This is a genomic window from Pseudomonas sp. PME37.24/025 (assembly GCF_055556615.1).
This window is the reverse complement of the sequence record NZ_JBVHNK010000006.1, coordinates 125,638-143,438: the sequence shown is the minus strand read 5'-3', so window position 1 is coordinate 143,438 and position 17,801 is coordinate 125,638. Positions and strand designations below refer to the sequence as shown.

Sequence of the window (17,801 nt, the reverse complement as noted above, 5' to 3'; positions counted from 1 at the left end):
AAATCCCGCAACGCAGCATCGCGCAACTTGGCGCGCAACGCGGCCGTCACCGAACGTCAACAGACCCTACGCGCCTAGAGCGCGCGCGTGATGTTGCAAGTGGTCGTCAATGAAGCTGGCGATGAAGAAATAACTGTGGTCGTAGCCCGGTTGCAGTCGCAACGTCAGCGGATGACCCGCCAGTTTGGCGGCCTGTTGCAAGGCTTCAGGCTTGAGCTGGGTGGCCAGGAAATCATCGCGATCGCCCTGATCCACCAGCAGCGGCAGCTTCTCGTCAGCCTCGGCGATCAATGCACAGGCATCCCATTCGCGCCACTTCGAACGGTCTTCTCCCAAGTAACGGGAAAAGGCTTTCTGGCCCCAAGGGCAATCAATCGGATTGTTGATCGGCGAGAACGCCGACACCGACAGATAACGCCCCGGATTGCGCAACGCGCAGACCAGCGCGCCGTGGCCACCCATGGAGTGACCGCTGATGCCGCGCTTGTCCGACGTAGGGAAATGCGCTTCGACCAATGCCGGCAGTTCCTGCACGACATAGTCATGCATCCGATAGTGCCGGGACCACGGTTCCTGCGTGGCATTCAGATAAAACCCGGCACCGAGACCGAAGTCCCAGGCGCCGTCCGGATCACCCGGCACATCAGGACCGCGAGGGCTGGTATCCGGTGCGACGATGATCAGCCCCAGCTCGGCGGCCATGCGCATGGCGCCGGCCTTTTGCATGAAGTTCTCGTCGGTGCAGGTCAGGCCGGACAACCAGTACAGCACCGGCAGTTTACCGCCCTGCTCCGCTTGCGGTGGCAGGTACACGGCAAACACCATGTCGCAACCGAGCACGTCGGAGCGGTGCCGATAGCGCTTGTGCCAGCCGCCGAAGCTTTTCTGGCAGGAGATATTTTCCAGGCTCATGACCGACCTCAGAAATGGATGACGCTACGGATGCTTTTGCCTTCATGCATCAGGTCAAACGCCTTGTTGATATCTTCCAGGCCCATCGTGTGGGTGATGAAGGTATCCAGCGGGATTTCGCCGGTCTGGGCCATTTCGACATAGCTTGGCAACTCGGTGCGCCCACGCACACCACCGAACGCCGAACCGCGCCAGACTCGACCGGTCACCAGTTGGAACGGACGGGTGGAAATTTCCTGACCGGCGCCGGCCACGCCAATGATCACCGACTCACCCCAACCTTTGTGGCAGCACTCAAGTGCAGCACGCATCAACTGGACGTTACCGATGCATTCGAAGGAAAAGTCGACGCCGCCATCGGTCATGTCGACGATCACTTCCTGAATTGGACGATCGAAGTCTTTCGGGTTTACACAATCGGTAGCGCCCAATTGCCTGGCGATCTCGAACTTGGCCGGGTTGATGTCGATGGCGATGATCCGCCCTGCCTTGGCTTTGACCGCGCCAATCACAGCCGACAGACCGATGCCGCCCAGACCGAAGATCGCGACGGTATCACCCGGCTTGACCTTGGCGGTGTTGATTACCGCGCCGATGCCAGTGGTGACGCCACAACCCAGCAGGCAGACTTTTTCCAGCGGTGCTTCTTTAGGAATTTTGGCGACTGAGATTTCCGGCAGCACGGTGTACTCGGAAAAAGTCGAGGTGCCCATGTAGTGGAAAATCGTTTCGCCCTTGTAGGAAAAACGCGAAGTGCCATCCGGCATCAGGCCTTTACCCTGAGTCGCACGAATCGCCTGGCAGAGGTTGGTTTTGCCCGACAGACAGAATTTGCACTTGCCGCATTCCGGGGTGTACAGCGGGATCACATGGTCGCCGACGGCGACCGAGGTCACGCCCTCGCCGATCGCTTCGACCACCGCGCCACCTTCGTGACCCAGGATCGACGGGAAGATGCCTTCCGGATCAGCGCCCGAAAGGGTGTAGGCATCGGTATGGCAGACACCGGAGGCGACGACGCGCAGCAGGACTTCACCCGCCTTGGGCATGGCGACATCGACTTCAACGATCTCGAGGGGTTTCTTGGCCTCGAAGGCAACGGCGGCGCGCGACTTGATCATGCTGGCTCTCCAGTGAATAAAAACAAGACAAGGAGTGTAATACAGCGGCTTACGATGAATAATCAGGACAAAAGCAAAACATTATTGCCATACAGGGATAATCCTGATGTCCGACAATCGCTGGGAAGGCATCGATGAGTTCGTCGCCGTCGCCGAATGCAGCCAATTCACCGCTGCGGCTGAACGCCTTGGGGTGTCTTCCTCTCATATCAGTCGCCAAATCGTACGGCTGGAAGAGCGCCTGCAAACCCGTTTGCTCTATCGCAGCACCCGCCGGGTCACGCTGACCGAGGCCGGGCAAACCTTCCTGCAACATTGCCAGCGCTTGCAGGACGGTCGCGAAGAAGCGTTGCGCGCTGTCGGCGACCTGACCAGCGAACCCAAGGGCATGCTGCGCATGACTTGCGCCGTGGCCTACGGCGAACGATTCATCGTGCCACTGGTGACTCGCTTCATGGGGCTGTATCCACAGCTGCGCGTCGACATCGAACTGAGCAACCGCCCGCTCGACCTTGTGCATGAAGGGTTGGACCTGGCCATCCGCCTCGGCCGTCTGCAGGATTCAAGATTGGTTGCCACACGTCTGGCGCCACGGCGTATGTATCTGTGCGCCTCGCCGTCCTACCTGGAAAGGTATGGTCGCCCACACAGCTTGTCGGAATTGACTCGCCATAACTGCCTCATCGGTAGCTCGGACATCTGGCAACTGGAACAGAACGGGCGGGAATTTTCCCAGCGTGTACAGGGAAACTGGCGCTGCAACAGTGGGCAGGCAGTGCTGGATGCCGCGCTACAAGGGGTTGGGTTGTGTCAGTTACCGGATTACTACGTGCTGGAATACCTGAAAAGTGGCGAATTGATCTCGCTGCTGGAAGCACATCAACCACCAAATACAGCGGTTTGGGCGCTTTATCCACAGCAACGGCATCTGTCGCCGAAGGTGCGCAAGTTGGTGGATTACTTGAAGGAAGGGTTGGCCGAACGGCCGGAGTATCGAACTTAGATCTGCCTTCACTTTTCAGTGACAGATTTGTTGCCTGACGCACCGCAATCGCGAGCAGGCTCGCTCCCACAGAGAATCAATGGCGAACACTGAACGACGTGGCAACGCTAAAAAGTGTGGGAGCGAGCCTGCTCGCGATTGCGATAGAAAACAAACTCACCTTTCAGCGGCGGTTAGCCCAACGCTGGCGCAACCACTCAAGGTCTTCAGGGCGAGTGACTTTGATGTTATCGGATCGCCCCTCAATCAAGCGCGGCGCCTGGCCCGACCACTCCATGGCCGAGGCTTCATCGGTGACGACAACGTCCGCCACCAGACTGTCCGCCAACGCCCGATGCAATGCGCCAAGGCGAAACATTTGCGGCGTATACGCCTGCCAGATCACGCTGCGATCCACTGTTTCCAGCACGCGCCCATGCTGGTCGACCCGCTTGAGAGTGTCCCGCGCAGGCACCGCCAACAGACCGCCTACCGGATCGTCAGCGAGTTCACTGAGCAATTTATCAAGATCATCACGCGCCAGATTCGGTCGTGCGGCATCATGAACCAACACCCAATCCTCATCGTCAGCGCCTTGAGCATGCAGATGCAGCAACGCATTGAGCACCGACCCGGAACGCTCGGCGCCACCCTCAACCCGCTGAATACGAGGATCGGCAGCACACGCCAGGTTCGGCCAGTAAGGATCGTCGATTGCAAGACTGACCACCAACCCCTTCAGGGCAGGATGATCGAGGAAACAGCCGAGGCTGTGTTCTAGAATAGTGCGCCCGCCCAGTTGCAAATATTGCTTGGGACGGTCCGCGGCCATACGGGCACCGACGCCCGCGGCAGGAATCACGGCCCAGAAGGCCGGTAACGACTCAGTCATTGGGCCAACTGGTAAAGGGTTTCACCGTCCTTGACCATGCCCAGCTCATGGCGAGCCCGCTCTTCAACGGTCTCCATGCCTTTTTTCAATTCGCTGACTTCGGCGTCCATCACCCGATTGCGTTCCAGCAAAGACTCGTTCTCGGCGTGTTGATCCGCGATCTGCTGCTTCAACTCCGCCACTTGCGCCAGACTGCCATTACCCACCCACAGGCGGTACTGCAGGCCAGCCAGCAGCAAGAGCAAGACGAGAAACAACCAATTGGGACTGCGCATCGAATATCAGGTATCCAGTGAAAAAAGACAGCCATGCCAAAACTTTGAAGCTTCTGATAGCACGAAGCCTGGAAGAACCAGGCTTGTGCTCTTAAGGCATCAGATTAGTGGCAAATCCATCGCTGCTGCGATTTTTCCGACACAATCCGGTGTCTTTTTACTATCTCATGCCCTGCCTCACCAATACGCTGCTCTTTGACACCGTCAAAAAGAAGCAGTATTGGCGAGTCGGGGCACCTTACTCAGCCGCGGAATTCGCTACGACCGTTGTACTTGGCTTTGCCATTCAACTGCTCTTCGATACGCAGCAGTTGGTTGTACTTGGAAACGCGGTCGGAACGGCACAGAGAGCCGGTCTTGATCTGGCCAGCCGCAGTGCCCACAGCCAGGTCGGCAATGGTCGAATCTTCGGTTTCGCCGGAGCGGTGCGAGATCACAGCGGTGTAACCAGCGGCCTTGGCCATCTGGATCGCTTCCAGGGTTTCGGTCAGGGTGCCGATCTGGTTGAACTTGATCAGGATCGAGTTGGCGATCTTTTTATCGATGCCTTCTTTCAGGATCTTGGTGTTGGTCACGAACAGGTCGTCGCCCACCAGCTGAGTCTTCTCGCCGATCTTGTCGGTGAGGATTTTCCAGCCAGCCCAGTCGGACTCGTCCAGACCGTCTTCGATGGAGATGATCGGGTAACGCTCGGTCAGACCTTTCAGGTAGTCGGCGAAACCTTCAGCGGTGAACACCTGGCCTTCGCCGGACAGGTTGTACTTGCCGTCTTCGTAGAATTCGCTGGCGGCGCAGTCCAGAGCCAGGGTCACGTCAGTGCCCAGCTTGTAACCGGCATTGGCCACGGCTTCGGAGATCACTTTCAAAGCGTCTTCGTTGGAGGCCAGGTTCGGCGCGAAACCACCTTCGTCACCGACGGCAGTGCTCAGGCCGCGAGCCTTCAGTACAGCTTTAAGGTGATGGAAAATCTCGGTGCCCATGCGCAGACCTTCCGAGAAAGACTTGGCGCCTACTGGCTGAACCATGAACTCCTGGATGTCGACGTTGTTATCGGCGTGCTCGCCACCGTTGATGATGTTCATCATCGGAACCGGCATCGAGTAAACACCCGGGGTGCCGTTCAGGTTAGCGATGTGAGCGTACAGCGGCAGGTCCTGATCCTGTGCTGCTGCCTTGGCCGCAGCCAGGGAAACGGCGAGGATCGCGTTGGCGCCCAGGGTCGCTTTGTTTTCGGTGCCGTCCAGCTTGATCATCGCGTGATCCAGCGCTTTCTGGTCGCTTGGGTCTGCACCCAGCAACAGGTCGCGGATCGGACCGTTGATGTTGGCGACGGCTTTCAGAACGCCTTTGCCCAGGTAACGGCTCTTGTCGCCATCACGCAGCTCGAGTGCTTCACGCGAGCCAGTGGAAGCACCGGATGGCGCGCAAGCGCTGCCGATGATGCCGTTATCGAGAAGCACGTCTGCTTCCACAGTGGGATTGCCACGGGAGTCGAGAACTTCACGACCTTTGATGTCGACGATTTTTGCCATTGTTGTAAACACTCCAAAGTTGACGAAAACGACGCAGCTGAAGGAAATCTTTTATCGTCGGCAAGCGACAGACAGCGGGCAGGCTTGCGGACGACAAGGCTCAAGCCCGAGGGCCTGAGCATTAAATCGTGCGGTACTTTACCGGAGAATTGAGGTTTACGCGGTTTCTACCGTCGGAAAACTCTTCACCAGTTCGTCCAGTGCTTTGAGCTGGGCCAGGAAGGGCTCCAGTTTGTCCAGACGCAAGGCGCAAGGGCCGTCGCATTTGGCGTTATCCGGGTCCGGGTGCGCTTCAAGGAACAGACCGGCCAGCGACTGGCTCATGCCTGCCTTGGCCAGGTCGGTGACCTGGGCACGACGACCGCCAGCGGAATCGGAGCGACCGCCGGGCATTTGCAGCGCGTGGGTCACGTCGAAGAACACCGGGTATTCGAACTGCTTCATGATGCCGAAGCCGAGCATGTCGACAACCAGATTGTTGTAGCCGAAGCTCGAGCCGCGTTCGCAGAGGATCAACTGATCGTTACCGGCTTCTACGCATTTGCTCAGGATGTGTTTCATCTCATGAGGGGCGAGGAACTGGGCTTTCTTGATGTTGATCACCGCGCCGGTCTTGGCCATCGCGACCACGAGGTCGGTCTGGCGCGACAGGAAGGCCGGCAACTGGATGATGTCGCAGACTTCAGCGACGACCGCGGCCTGATCAGGCTCGTGGACGTCGGTGATGACCGGCACGCCAAAGGCTTGCTTGATGTCCTGAAAAATCCGCATGCCCTCTTCCAGGCCGGGGCCACGGTAAGAGGTCACGGAAGAACGGTTCGCCTTGTCGAAACTGGCCTTGAACACGTAAGGGATACCGAGTTTTTCGGTGACCTTTACGTACTCTTCGCAGACCTGCATCGCCATGTCGCGGCTTTCCAGCACGTTCATGCCACCGAACAGCACCATTGGCTTGTCGTTGGCGATCTCGATGTTGCCTACGCGGATGATTTTCTGCGCCATCAGGTTTACGCCTTCTTCTGGTGTTGAGCCAAAGCGGCTTTAACGAAGCCGCTGAACAACGGGTGACCGTCGCGTGGTGTAGAGGTGAACTCAGGGTGGAACTGGCAAGCAACGAACCATGGATGATCCGGCGCTTCGACCACTTCAACCAGCGCGCCATCACCGGAACGACCGGAGATTTTCAGACCGGCCTCGATGATTTGCGGCAGCAGGTTGTTGTTCACTTCGTAGCGATGACGGTGACGCTCGACGATCACGTCCTTGGCGTAGCAATCGTGCACCAGGGAACCTGGCTCAAGCAGGCAATCCTGAGCGCCAAGGCGCATGGTGCCGCCCAGATCAGAGGTTTCGGTGCGGGTTTCGACTGCGCCGGTGGCATCTTCCCACTCGGTGATCAGACCCACGACCGGGTGACCGCTGGCGCGATCGAACTCGGTGGAGTTGGCGTCTTTCCAGCCCATGACGTTACGAGCGAACTCGATAACGGCCACTTGCATGCCCAGGCAGATACCCAGGTATGGAACCTTGTTTTCGCGAGCGTATTGAACGGCAGTGATCTTGCCTTCAACGCCACGCAGACCAAAGCCGCCCGGTACCAGAATCGCGTCGACGCCTTCCAGCAGCGCGGTGCCCTGGTTTTCGATGTCTTCGGAATCGATGTAACGCAGGTTGACCTTGGTGCGGTTGCTGATGCCGGCGTGACTCATCGCTTCGATCAGCGACTTGTAGGCGTCCAGCAGTTCCATGTACTTGCCGACCATCGCGATGGTGACTTCGTGCTCCGGGTTCAGCTTGGCATCAACCACCGCTTCCCACTCGGACAGATCGGCGCTGTCGCATTGCAAGCCGAAACGCTCGACAACGAAATCATCCAGACCCTGGGAGTGCAGAATGCCCGGGATCTTGTAGATGGTATCGGCGTCTTCCAGCGCGATCACCGCACGTTCTTCAACGTTGGTGAATTGCGCGATCTTGCGGCGCGAAGAGATGTCGATCGGGTGATCGGAACGGCACACCAGCACGTCAGGTTGCAGGCCGATGGAACGCAATTCCTTGACCGAGTGTTGAGTCGGCTTGGTTTTGGTTTCGCCGGCGGTGGCGATGTACGGCACCAGCGTCAGGTGCATCAGCATCGCGCGCTTGGCGCCGACTTCGAAACGCAATTGACGGATCGCTTCGAGGAACGGTTGCGACTCGATGTCACCCACGGTGCCACCGATCTCGACCATGGCCACGTCGGCATCGCCGGCGCCCTTGATGATCCGGCGCTTGATTTCGTCGGTGATGTGCGGGATCACCTGAATGGTTGCGCCCAGGTAATCACCACGGCGCTCTTTGCGCAGGACGTGTTCGTAGACACGGCCGGTGGTGAAGTTGTTGTTCTGGGTCATGGTCGTGCGGATGAACCGCTCGTAGTGGCCCAGGTCCAGGTCGGTCTCGGCGCCGTCGTGGGTGACGAACACTTCACCGTGCTGGAACGGGCTCATGGTGCCCGGGTCAACGTTGATGTACGGGTCCAGCTTCAGCATGGTGACCTTAAGTCCCCGCGCCTCCAGGATGGCCGCCAATGAAGCCGAGGCAATGCCTTTCCCCAATGAAGAAACAACACCGCCCGTGACGAATATGTAGCGCGTCATGAAAAACCCTAGAAGTCTGCGTTAAAGCGGTCCGAGCCGCCGGGGAAAGCGAAGGAAGGCCGAAGCCCCCGATCACCTGCATTAATCACAGTGCACCTTTCAAAAAAACCGCCGCGTTGGGACAGACCGGTGGATGAAACACCGGTAGGTTGCTCGCTACACATTTTTTGGAATCGCCCAGCAAAGACTGCTTGGTAATCGGCAACTCCTGCGATTCAGGCGAATCCACAGAAGTTGTATCAAGAAGGGAGCGTAGTCTACCGGAAAGCCCCTTTCAGCTCAAACCTTGATCTTCGATCGGCGGCTGCCAATGCAAATACCAGCCACCTTGCTCACCGCCATTTAGCCCCCGCAGGTTCGCCACCGCCAGCAATTGCTGGCCTCTGTAGACCAGCGGCAATCTGCCACGGGCGAAGCCCGGCACACCGTTTTCGTTGAGCAAACGCTTCAGGTCACGGTGGCCACGATCGGGCAGGTTCATCACCTCGCCCCCCTCACGATAGCGGATCTGCAGTGGGCCATCGGGGGGCTGACCGGTCAACGTAACTACGCCGTTATCCGGCAACGCCAGTGATACCGAGGGATCAGCCCAAGACACCAGGGATGGCGGAGTGCGCAGCCAGCCACCAGACAACCACCAGAGACGCCCGCCCGCACGATGTAATTCACCCATCGCGAGCCGCCAGACCGGACGCGCATCGCCGGTCGCATCGCGCAAATTCTCCCAACCCGACCAATGGTCACTGTCCGGCAAAGTCGTCAGCGGTTTGAGCCAGTGACTTAGCGCGTTGCGCTGGCGCGCATCAGACAGTTTTTCCAGGGGGGCCAGCTCCAGCGACGGCAAACCCAGCCAATCGAAATCGCTGATCGTGGAGGCGTGGGTCAGATCGATTTGTGCCAACTCGTCGAGCAACTCCTGCGCTTCCCTCAGATGTGCAGCACTGCGGGCCATGGTCGCCACCGCTTGCGGCCAGCGCGCGGTCAATACGGGGAACACCTGATGACGCAGGTAATTGCGCGAGAACTGGCGGTCCTGATTCGAAGGATCTTCGATCCAGCTCAATTGATATTCAGTCGCGTAGGCCTCAAGTTCGGCGCGAGTGACGTCGAGCAACGGTCGCAGCAGATGCCCCCGACCCAAAGGACGCTCGCTCGGCATCCCCGACAACCCCCTCACCCCTGCCCCACGCAACAGCCGAAACAACAGGGTTTCCGCCTGATCGTCACGGTGTTGGCCAGTGAGCAGCACTTCACCAGCATGAGTCGCCGCGTTGAAGGCGCCATAACGCGCATCCCGCGCCGCACGCTCAAGGCTCGCGCCCGATTTAACCTGAACACGCACGACCTCCAGCGGCACTCCCAGCGCATCACAGACCGACTGACAATGTTCCGGCCACGCATCAGCCGCAGCCTGGAGGCCGTGGTGGACATGGATGGCGGTCAGTGCCGGCAGGGATTGGGTTTTCGCAAGGTGCGCGAGAAGGTGCAGCAGGACGGTGGAGTCGAGACCACCGGAGAACGCGATGCGCCAGATTGTAGCGGTGCGCCAAGGGGCTAGATTCAGTAGAAGCCTGGAAGGCAGATCGATCTTGGATGAGCTCATAGTGTTCACTTCGCCCAAATCAAATGTGGGAGCGAGCTTGCTCGCGATTGCGGTGTAACAGCCAACCTATTTGTTGAATGTTAAGCCGCCATCGCGAGCAAGCTCGCTCCCACATGGGTATAGCGAGGTCAGATCAGAGACCGTAGCTCATCAGTCGATCGTAACGGCGCTTGAGCAGCGCTTCGTTGTCGAACTTCTTCAGCATCGCCAGTTGCGAGCTCAGCTCTGCGCGGATCGAGGCAGCCGCGGCGGCCGGATCACGATGAGCGCCGCCCAATGGCTCGCCAATCACTTTATCGACAATGCCCAGGCCCTTCAGACGCTCGGCGGTGATGCCCATGGCTTCAGCGGCATCCGGCGCCTTCTCGGAAGTTTTCCACAGAATCGAGGCGCAACCTTCCGGCGAAATCACCGCATAGGTCGAGTACTGCAGCATGTTCAGCTGATCGCAGACGCCGATCGCCAGAGCACCACCGGAACCACCCTCACCGATCACGGTGGCGATGATTGGGGTTTTCAGGCGAGCCATGACACGCAGGTTCCAGGCAATCGCTTCGCTCTGGTTGCGCTCTTCGGCGTCGATGCCCGGGTAAGCACCCGGGGTGTCGATGAAGGTCAGGATCGGCATTTTGAAACGTTCGGCCATTTCCATCAGACGGCACGCCTTGCGATAGCCTTCCGGACGCGGCATGCCGAAGTTGCGGCGAACCTTCTCGCGCACTTCGCGGCCTTTCTGGTGACCGATGATCATCACCGGCTGGTCGTCCAGACGGGCAATGCCGCCAACGATGGCTGCGTCGTCGGAGAAGTGACGGTCGCCGTGCAGTTCGTCGAACTCGGTGAAGATGTGTTCGATGTAGTCCAGGGTATACGGACGTTTCGGGTGACGCGCCAGACGTGCGATCTGCCAGCTGGTCAGCTTGCCGAAGATGTCTTCGGTCAGCGTGCTGCTTTTGTCCTGCAGGCGGGAGATCTCATCGCCGATATTCAGCGAATTGTCATTACCTACCAAGCGCAGTTCTTCGATCTTGGCTTGCAGGTCGGCGATCGGCTGTTCGAAATCAAGAAAGTTCGGGTTCATAGGCGTCCGCTTGGGTCGACGTCCAAGAGAGCTTGGGCCGGCCGGTTGTCTATTCGCGCCCTACCATAAGGGAGAGGCGCGTTCAGGTCGAGATTAAAAATTTGGGTCGGGATCAGGCGCGCTCTAATGGTAAAGAATGGCACCTGACCGTCAACGGTATTGGAGGAAGACGTTGTCTCGCCCGAACTGGTCACGCAGGGCTTGAATCAAGGCATCCGCCGGGTCGATCCGCCAGGTCTCGCCGAACTGCAACAAGGCCTTCGCATCGGGACTGGTGTACTCCATGGTGATCGGGCACGCGCCGCGGTGGCGCTTGAACAGCTCACCCAGCCAGCGTAGCTGATCACCCTTCAAATCCTTGGTGTGCAATTTCAGGCGCAGGCTTTCGGCCAGGTTGGTGCGCGCATCTTCCATGCTCATCACCCGCTTGACCCGCAACCGCAGGCCACCAGAGAAGTCGTCGTTGCTGACTTCGCCTTCGACCACCACCATCGCGTCGGTCTGCAACAGCGACTGCGCGGAGTGGAAGGCGTCGGCGAACAGCGAGGCTTCGATCCGCCCGGAGCGATCGTCGAGGGTAATGAAACCCATCTTGTCGCCCTTTTTGTTCTTCATCACTCGCAGGGCGATGATCATGCCCGCGACCGTCTGGGTATCACGAGCCGGTTTCAGGTCGATGATGCGCTGACGGGCGAAGCGACGGATCTCGCCTTCGTACTCGTCAATCGGGTGACCGGTCAGGTACAGGCCCAGGGTGTCTTTCTCGCCTTTCAGGCGTTCCTTGAGGGTCAGTTCCTTGGCCTTGCGATGATTGGCGTAGACGTCGGCGTCTTCCTCGACGAACAGACCGCCAAACAGATCGGCGTGGCCACTGTCGTGGGTGCGAGCGGTTTGTTCGGCAGCCTTGATCGCCCCTTCCATCGCGTTCAACAAGACCGCGCGATTCTGGTCGATGCTGGCTTGATAGGCTTTTGGTTCGTCATGGAAGTACGGGCCCAGACGATCCAGCGCGCCGCTGCGGATCAAACCGTCCAGGGTGCGCTTGTTGATCCGTTTGAGATCGACACGGGCGCAGAAATCGAACAGATCCTTGAACGGCCCGTCCTGACGAGCCTCGGTGATCGCTTCCACCGGCCCTTCGCCTACACCCTTGATTGCGCCGAGACCATAAATAATGCGGCCTTCGTCATTCACCGTGAACTTGAACTCCGAAGTATTCACATCCGGCGCGTCGAGACGCAGCTTCATGGTGCGAATTTCTTCGATCAAGGTCACGACCTTGTCGGTGTTGTGCATATCCGCCGACAGTACCGCGGCCATGAACGGTGCCGGGTAGTGAGTTTTCAGCCATGCGGTCTGGTACGACACCAGGCCATACGCGGCGGAGTGGGATTTGTTAAAGCCGTAACCGGCGAACTTTTCTACCAGGTCAAAGATGTTACCAGCCAGGTCCCCGTCGATATTGTTGGTGGCGCAACCTTCAATGAAACCGCCACGCTGCTTGGCCATTTCTTCGGGTTTTTTCTTACCCATGGCTCGACGCAGCATGTCTGCACCGCCAAGGGTGTAACCGGCCATGACCTGGGCAATCTGCATCACCTGTTCCTGATACAGGATGATGCCGTAAGTCGGCGCCAGGACTGGCTTGAGGCCTTCGTACTGGTAATCCGAATGCGGGTACGCGAGCTCCGCGCGACCGTGCTTACGGTTGATAAAGTCGTCAACCATGCCTGATTGCAACGGGCCCGGACGGAACAGGGCCACCAGTGCGATCAAGTCTTCCAGGCAGTCGGGCTTGAGCTTTTTGATCAGCTCTTTCATGCCGCGCGACTCGAGCTGGAACACCGCGGTGGTTTCAGCTTTTTGCAGCAGCGTGTAAGTCGGTTTGTCGTCCAGCGGAATGAACGCGATGTCCAGCGGCGGTTCGTTGACCTTGGCGCGATCGCGGTTGATGGTTTTCAGCGCCCAGTCGATGACCGTCAGGGTCCGCAGCCCCAAGAAGTCGAACTTCACCAGACCGGCAGCCTCGACGTCATCCTTGTCGAACTGGGTTACCAGGCCATCGCCCGCTTCGTCGCAATAAATCGGCGAGAAGTCGGTCAGCTTGGTCGGCGCGATGACCACACCACCGGCGTGCTTGCCGACGTTACGCACAACGCCTTCGAGCTTGCGCGCCATCTCCCAGATTTCCGCAGCCTCTTCATCGACCTTGATGAAGTCGCGCAGGATTTCTTCCTGCTCGTAGGCTTTTTCCAGAGTCATGCCGACTTCGAACGGAATCATCTTCGACAGACGATCCGCCAAGCCGTAGGACTTGCCCTGCACCCGCGCCACGTCACGGACCACCGCTTTCGCCGCCATGGAACCGAAGGTGATGATTTGGCTCACCGCGTTACGGCCGTATTTCTCGGCCACGTAATCGATGACCCGGTCACGGCCGTCCATGCAGAAGTCGACGTCGAAGTCGGGCATGGATACCCGTTCCGGGTTCAGGAACCGTTCGAACAGCAGGTCATATTCCAGCGGATCGAGGTCGGTGATCTTCTGCACATAGGCCACCAGCGACCCGGCACCCGACCCACGACCCGGACCTACCGGCACGCCGTTGCTCTTGGCCCACTGGATAAAGTCCATCACGATCAGGAAGTAACCGGGGAAGCCCATCTGGATGATGATATCCAGCTCGAAATTCAGCCGGTCGACATAGACCTGGCGCTTGGCTTCGTAGTCTTCGGTGGTGTCCTTGGGCAGCAGAACGGTGAGGCGCTCTTCCAGACCGTCGAAGGAAACCTTGCGGAAGTACTCGTCGATGGTCATGCCATCGGGAATCGGGAAGTTGGGCAGGAAGTGCTTGCCCAGTTTCACGTCGATGTTGCAGCGCTTGGCGATCTCGACGGTGTTTTCCAGCGCCTCGGGCAAGTCGCTGAACAGCTCGGCCATTTCCTCGGCGCTTTTGAGGTATTGCTGATCGCTGTAATTCTTCGAACGCCGCGGATCGTCGAGGGCGCGGCCCTCACCGATGCAAACGCGGGTTTCGTGGGCCTCGAAGTCTTCCTGCTTGATGAAGCGCACGTCGTTGGTCGCCACCAGCGGCGCGCCGATCTTCGCCGCCAGCGCCACGGCGCCGTGCAGTTGCTCTTCGTCATTGGGGCGGCTGGTGCGCTGGACTTCCAGATAGAAGCGATCCGGGAACACCGCCATCCAATCGCGCGCCAGGGTTTCGGCTTCGTCCGGGTTGCCGCTGAGCATGGCCAGACCGATCTCGCCCTCCTTCGCCGCCGACAGCATGATCAAGCCTTCGCTGGCTTCAGCCACCCACTCGCGCTCGATGATGACCGAGCCATTGCGCTGGCCGTCGATGAAACCACGGGAGATCAGTTCGGTCAGGTTGCGATAACCCACGGCGTTCATCGCCAGCAGGCTGATCCGGCTCAAGGCGTTGTCCGGATCCTTGTTCGACAGCCACAGATCGGCGCCGCAGATCGGCTTGATCCCCGCGCCCATGGCAGCTTTATAGAATTTGACCAGGGAACACATGTTGTTCTGGTCGGTGACCGCCACGGCAGGCATGTTCATGCCGACCAGGGTCTTGACCAGCGGTTTGATCCGCACCAGACCGTCGACCAGGGAATATTCAGTGTGCAGGCGTAGATGAACGAATGAAGCCGGCATAGTGATCCTGTCTAGAAACTAGAAACGTAAAGACAACAAGGCCCGGATTGTACCGGGCCTTGAGTAAAACATCAGCCTTGCGACTAACTACCGATCAGGTTTTCCCGCGCTTCATACGCCAAGCGTACCGGGGCGAACGAGCGGCGATGGATTGGGGTCGGACCCAAACGGGCCAGCGCTTCCAGATGAACGGGTGTCGGGTAGCCTTTATGGCCTCCGATCCCGTAACCCGGATAAATCAGTTCGAATGCGGCCATTTCTCGATCACGACTGACCTTGGCCAGAATCGATGCCGCGGCAATGGCCGGCACCTTGCCATCGCCCTGGATCACCGCTTCCGCACGCATCAAGAGTTTCGGGCAGCGGTTGCCGTCGATCATCGCCAGTTTCGGCTGAATGTGCAGCCCCTCGACGGCACGCTGCATGGCCAGCATGGTGGCATGAAGAATGTTCAGTTCGTCGATTTCTTCGACTTCGGCGCGCGCGATGCACCAGCTCAGGGCTTTTTCGCAGATTTCGTCGTAGAGCTTTTCACGGCGGGCTTCGGTGAGCTTCTTCGAATCGTTGAGGCCAAGAATCGGCCGGCTCGGATCGAGGATCACCGCCGCCGTCACCACAGCACCACACAGCGGGCCGCGACCGACTTCATCGACACCTGCCACCAGATCTGCAACTTCATCGACTAGCATAAAATCCAGGCCCAGCTGCTTACTTGCTTTGCTCATTATGCTCTGCCAATCAGGTTCAGTACTGCGTCCGCTGCCTGATTGGAGGCGTCCAAGCGCAGGGTTCGGTGGATTTCGTCAAAGCCCCGGGTCTGCTCCTGGCCACCTTCGATCAGTGGCGACAGGGTCTGGGCCAAGGCCTCAACCGTCGCATCGTCCTGCAATAACTCCGGCACCAGCAGGCGCTGGGCCAGCAGATTTGGCAAGGAGACGTAAGGACTTTTCACCATCCGTTTGAGAATCCAGAACGTCAGCGGTGCCAAGCGATAAGCGACCACCATTGGCCGCTTGTACAACAACGCTTCCAGCGTAGCCGTGCCCGAAGCGATCAACACGGCGTCGCAAGCAGCCAAGGCCAGATGGGATTTACCATCGAGCAAGGTCAGCGGCAGATCGCGACCGGCCAGCAGCTCTTCAAGCTGGGCCCGGCGCTGCGGGCTCGCGCATGGCATGACGAACCGCACGCCGGGACGCATGGCCCGCAGCCGCTGGGCGGTGTCGAGGAATAACGCACCAAGGCGCCCAACCTCACCACCCCGACTACCCGGCATCAGGGCGACCAACGACCCATCCGGCAAGCCAAGTTCGGCCCGCGCTGCAGCGCGATCAGCCTCAAGCGGAATCGCATCGGCCAGGGAATGGCCGACAAACCGCACCGGCACGCCCTTCTCTTCATAAAATTTAGCTTCGAACGGGAACAGCGTCAGCATCAGGTCGCAACCTTCGCGAATCTTCAGCACCCGCTTCTGCCGCCAGGCCCAGACCGACGGGCTGACGTAATGCACGGTCTTGATCCCGGCCTGACGCAGCTTGAGTTCGATATTGAGGTTGAAGTCCGGGGCATCGATACCGATGAACACGTCCGGCTTCTCGGCGATCAGGTCCGCGACCAGTTTCTTGCGACGTGCCAACAGCTCGCGCAAACGGCCCAGCACTTCCACCAGCCCCATGACAGAAAGGCGTTCCATCGGGAAATACGAGGTCAGGCCTTCGGCCTGCATCAGCGGACCGCCGACACCGATGAACTCGACCGCCGGGTGCTGAGCTTTGAGCGCGCGCATGAGGCCCGCACCCAGAATGTCACCGGAAGCCTCTCCCGCCACCAGCGCAATACGCAGATTGGCCATGGTTAACGGGTGATGCCGCGGGTCGAAGACTGGATGGAATCACGGAACACCGCGACTTCCGGGAACTGAAGCGAAGGTTCGGCCAGCTCGGCGAGCGCCTGTTCGACTGTCAGGCCCTGGCGGTAAACCACCTTATAGGCACGACGCAGGGCGTGGATCGCATCTTCGCTGAAACCGCGACGGCGCAGGCCTTCGAAGTTCATGCTGCGGGCTTCGGCGGGGTTGCCGAATACCGTGACGTAGGCGGGAACGTCCTTGCCGATGGCAGTGCCCATGCCGGAAAAGCTGTGGGCGCCAATGTGGCAATACTGGTGAACCAGGGTAAAACCGGACAGGATCGCCCAGTCTTCAACGTGCACATGGCCCGCCAACGCGGTGTTGTTGACCAGAATGCAGTGATTGCCGATAACGCTGTCGTGACCGATGTGGGCATAGGCCATGATCAGGTTGTGATCGCCCAGGGTCGTTTCAGAACGGTCCTGAATGGTCCCGCGGTGAATCGTCACGCCTTCACGGATGACGTTGTGGTCACCGATGACCAGACGGGTTTCTTCGCCCTTGTATTTCAAATCGGGCGTGTCCTCGCCTACCGAAGAAAACTGGTAGATGCGGTTGTGCTTACCGATTCGGGTCGGGCCCTTGAGAATCACATGCGGCCCGATCACTGTCCCCTCGCCGATTTCCACACCTGCGCCGATGATCGACCAAGGGCCGACTTCGACGTCGTCGGCCAGAATGGCCGTCGGATCGATGATTGCGCGAGGGTCAATCAAACTCATAGTTTGCGTTCCGCGCAAATGATTTCAGCGGAGCAGACTGGCTTGCCGTCGACCGAAGCCTGGCACTCGAACTTCCAGATCTGACGCTTGCAGCTCAGAAACTTGGCTTCCAGGATCAGCTGATCACCTGGCAGCACGGGCTGACGGAAACGCAGCTTGTCGGAGCCGACGAAGTAATAAAGCGTGCCATCGGCAGGCTTCACGTCGAGCATTTTGAAACCAAGGATCCCGGCAGCCTGAGCCATCGCTTCAATGATCAATACGCCCGGCATGATTGGATGCGCAGGGAAGTGACCATTGAAGAACGGTTCGTTGATGCTGACATTCTTGTAGGCGCGAATGCGCTTGCCTTCCACATCCAGATCCACGACCCGGTCCACCAGCAGGAACGGGTAACGGTGAGGCAGGTATTCGCGAATCTCGTTGATGTCCATCATTTCGGGGGGAAGCCTATGTAAAGA

The 17,801-nt window shown here is 58.9% G+C and carries 15 protein-coding genes; 1 reads left to right on the top strand and 14 read right to left on the bottom strand.

Features of this window, described 5'->3' with window-relative positions; genetic code table 11:
* Nucleotides 1–66: 66 nt before the first annotated feature.
* Both fghA and ACZ3HH_RS12700 read right to left on the bottom strand, forming a co-directional pair.
* On the bottom strand, nt 67–912 hold the full coding sequence (fghA, locus tag ACZ3HH_RS12705; protein WP_367374353.1) for an S-formylglutathione hydrolase: 846 nt from the start codon (nt 910–912) through the stop codon (nt 67–69).
* An 8-nt stretch (nt 913–920) separates the two neighbouring features.
* Complete coding sequence (locus ACZ3HH_RS12700; RefSeq protein ID WP_018927002.1) at nt 921–2,033, bottom strand: S-(hydroxymethyl)glutathione dehydrogenase/class III alcohol dehydrogenase; 1,113 nt, start codon at nt 2,031–2,033, stop codon at nt 921–923.
* A 106-nt stretch (nt 2,034–2,139) separates the two neighbouring features.
* Here ACZ3HH_RS12700 and ACZ3HH_RS12695 point away from each other — a divergent pair, with 106 nt between their 5' ends.
* On the top strand, nt 2,140–3,036 hold the full coding sequence (locus ACZ3HH_RS12695; protein WP_465805020.1) for a LysR substrate-binding domain-containing protein: 897 nt from the start codon (nt 2,140–2,142) through the stop codon (nt 3,034–3,036).
* A gap of 163 nt (nt 3,037–3,199) precedes the next feature.
* On the opposite strand, the gene ispD is transcribed toward ACZ3HH_RS12695, so the two are convergent.
* The 12 genes from ispD to fabZ form a co-directional block, all read right to left on the bottom strand.
* Entirely contained in the window at nt 3,200–3,907 is a 708-nt protein-coding gene (gene ispD / locus ACZ3HH_RS12690; RefSeq protein ID WP_465805018.1) for a 2-C-methyl-D-erythritol 4-phosphate cytidylyltransferase, read from the bottom strand.
* On the bottom strand, nt 3,904–4,182 hold the full coding sequence (ftsB, locus tag ACZ3HH_RS12685) for a cell division protein FtsB (protein ID WP_192344221.1): 279 nt from the start codon (nt 4,180–4,182) through the stop codon (nt 3,904–3,906). Before ftsB ends, ispD begins: the two co-directional genes overlap by 4 nt.
* Before the next feature lie 242 nt (nt 4,183–4,424).
* Nucleotides 4,425–5,714 (bottom strand): phosphopyruvate hydratase, encoded by a 1,290-nt coding sequence (gene eno / locus ACZ3HH_RS12680; protein ID WP_007907175.1) that lies wholly within the window; start codon nt 5,712–5,714, stop codon nt 4,425–4,427.
* A 156-nt stretch (nt 5,715–5,870) separates the two neighbouring features.
* A complete protein-coding gene (gene kdsA / locus ACZ3HH_RS12675; protein WP_465805016.1) occupies nt 5,871–6,716 on the bottom strand; it encodes a 3-deoxy-8-phosphooctulonate synthase in 846 nt (281 codons plus the stop codon).
* 5 nt (nt 6,717–6,721) lie between these two features.
* Nucleotides 6,722–8,353 carry a CTP synthase gene (locus ACZ3HH_RS12670; RefSeq protein ID WP_305423197.1) on the bottom strand — a complete coding sequence of 544 codons (1,632 nt, stop codon included), beginning with the start codon at nt 8,351–8,353 and terminating at the stop codon, nt 6,722–6,724.
* Nucleotides 8,354–8,627: 274 nt separating this feature from the next.
* Complete coding sequence (gene tilS, locus ACZ3HH_RS12665) at nt 8,628–9,956, bottom strand: tRNA lysidine(34) synthetase TilS (RefSeq protein ID WP_465805013.1); 1,329 nt, start codon at nt 9,954–9,956, stop codon at nt 8,628–8,630.
* 133 nt (nt 9,957–10,089) lie between these two features.
* On the bottom strand, nt 10,090–11,037 hold the full coding sequence (locus ACZ3HH_RS12660) for an acetyl-CoA carboxylase carboxyltransferase subunit alpha (protein WP_038979157.1): 948 nt from the start codon (nt 11,035–11,037) through the stop codon (nt 10,090–10,092).
* 150 nt (nt 11,038–11,187) lie between these two features.
* Nucleotides 11,188–14,709 (bottom strand): DNA polymerase III subunit alpha, encoded by a 3,522-nt coding sequence (dnaE, locus tag ACZ3HH_RS12655; RefSeq protein WP_465805011.1) that lies wholly within the window; start codon nt 14,707–14,709, stop codon nt 11,188–11,190.
* Nucleotides 14,710–14,792: 83 nt separating this feature from the next.
* The gene (rnhB, locus tag ACZ3HH_RS12650) at nt 14,793–15,434 is read right to left on the bottom strand and encodes a ribonuclease HII (protein WP_465805009.1); all 642 of its coding nucleotides are present in this window, start codon (nt 15,432–15,434) and stop codon (nt 14,793–14,795) included.
* Nucleotides 15,434–16,561, bottom strand: a complete 1,128-nt coding sequence (lpxB, locus tag ACZ3HH_RS12645; protein WP_465805007.1) for a lipid-A-disaccharide synthase — start codon at nt 16,559–16,561, stop codon at nt 15,434–15,436. The genes rnhB and lpxB overlap by 1 nt, the downstream gene beginning before the upstream one ends.
* A gap of 2 nt (nt 16,562–16,563) precedes the next feature.
* Entirely contained in the window at nt 16,564–17,340 is a 777-nt protein-coding gene (lpxA, locus tag ACZ3HH_RS12640; protein WP_008010226.1) for an acyl-ACP--UDP-N-acetylglucosamine O-acyltransferase, read from the bottom strand.
* The gene (gene fabZ, locus ACZ3HH_RS12635; RefSeq protein ID WP_007907157.1) at nt 17,337–17,777 is read right to left on the bottom strand and encodes a 3-hydroxyacyl-ACP dehydratase FabZ; all 441 of its coding nucleotides are present in this window, start codon (nt 17,775–17,777) and stop codon (nt 17,337–17,339) included. Before fabZ ends, lpxA begins: the two co-directional genes overlap by 4 nt.
* Between the last annotated feature and the right edge of the window lie 24 nt (nt 17,778–17,801).

What these genes read in the sequence shown, in the direction of transcription:
- fghA (WP_367374353.1), bottom strand. Translation starts at nt 912, where the DNA reads ATGAGCCTGGAAAATATCTCCTGCCAGAAAAGCTTCGGCGGCTGGCAC.
- ACZ3HH_RS12700 (WP_018927002.1), bottom strand. Translation starts at nt 2,033, where the DNA reads ATGATCAAGTCGCGCGCCGCCGTTGCCTTCGAGGCCAAGAAACCCCTC.
- ACZ3HH_RS12695 (WP_465805020.1), top strand. Translation starts at nt 2,140, where the DNA reads ATGTCCGACAATCGCTGGGAAGGCATCGATGAGTTCGTCGCCGTCGCC.
- ispD (WP_465805018.1), bottom strand. Translation starts at nt 3,907, where the DNA reads ATGACTGAGTCGTTACCGGCCTTCTGGGCCGTGATTCCTGCCGCGGGC.
- ftsB (WP_192344221.1), bottom strand. Translation starts at nt 4,182, where the DNA reads ATGCGCAGTCCCAATTGGTTGTTTCTCGTCTTGCTCTTGCTGCTGGCT.
- eno (WP_007907175.1), bottom strand. Translation starts at nt 5,714, where the DNA reads ATGGCAAAAATCGTCGACATCAAAGGTCGTGAAGTTCTCGACTCCCGT.
- kdsA (WP_465805016.1), bottom strand. Translation starts at nt 6,716, where the DNA reads ATGGCGCAGAAAATCATCCGCGTAGGCAACATCGAGATCGCCAACGAC.
- ACZ3HH_RS12670 (WP_305423197.1), bottom strand. Translation starts at nt 8,353, where the DNA reads ATGACGCGCTACATATTCGTCACGGGCGGTGTTGTTTCTTCATTGGGG.
- tilS (WP_465805013.1), bottom strand. Translation starts at nt 9,956, where the DNA reads ATGAGCTCATCCAAGATCGATCTGCCTTCCAGGCTTCTACTGAATCTA.
- ACZ3HH_RS12660 (WP_038979157.1), bottom strand. Translation starts at nt 11,037, where the DNA reads ATGAACCCGAACTTTCTTGATTTCGAACAGCCGATCGCCGACCTGCAA.
- dnaE (WP_465805011.1), bottom strand. Translation starts at nt 14,709, where the DNA reads ATGCCGGCTTCATTCGTTCATCTACGCCTGCACACTGAATATTCCCTG.
- rnhB (WP_465805009.1), bottom strand. Translation starts at nt 15,434, where the DNA reads ATGAGCAAAGCAAGTAAGCAGCTGGGCCTGGATTTTATGCTAGTCGAT.
- lpxB (WP_465805007.1), bottom strand. Translation starts at nt 16,561, where the DNA reads ATGGCCAATCTGCGTATTGCGCTGGTGGCGGGAGAGGCTTCCGGTGAC.
- lpxA (WP_008010226.1), bottom strand. Translation starts at nt 17,340, where the DNA reads ATGAGTTTGATTGACCCTCGCGCAATCATCGATCCGACGGCCATTCTG.
- fabZ (WP_007907157.1), bottom strand. Translation starts at nt 17,777, where the DNA reads ATGATGGACATCAACGAGATTCGCGAATACCTGCCTCACCGTTACCCG.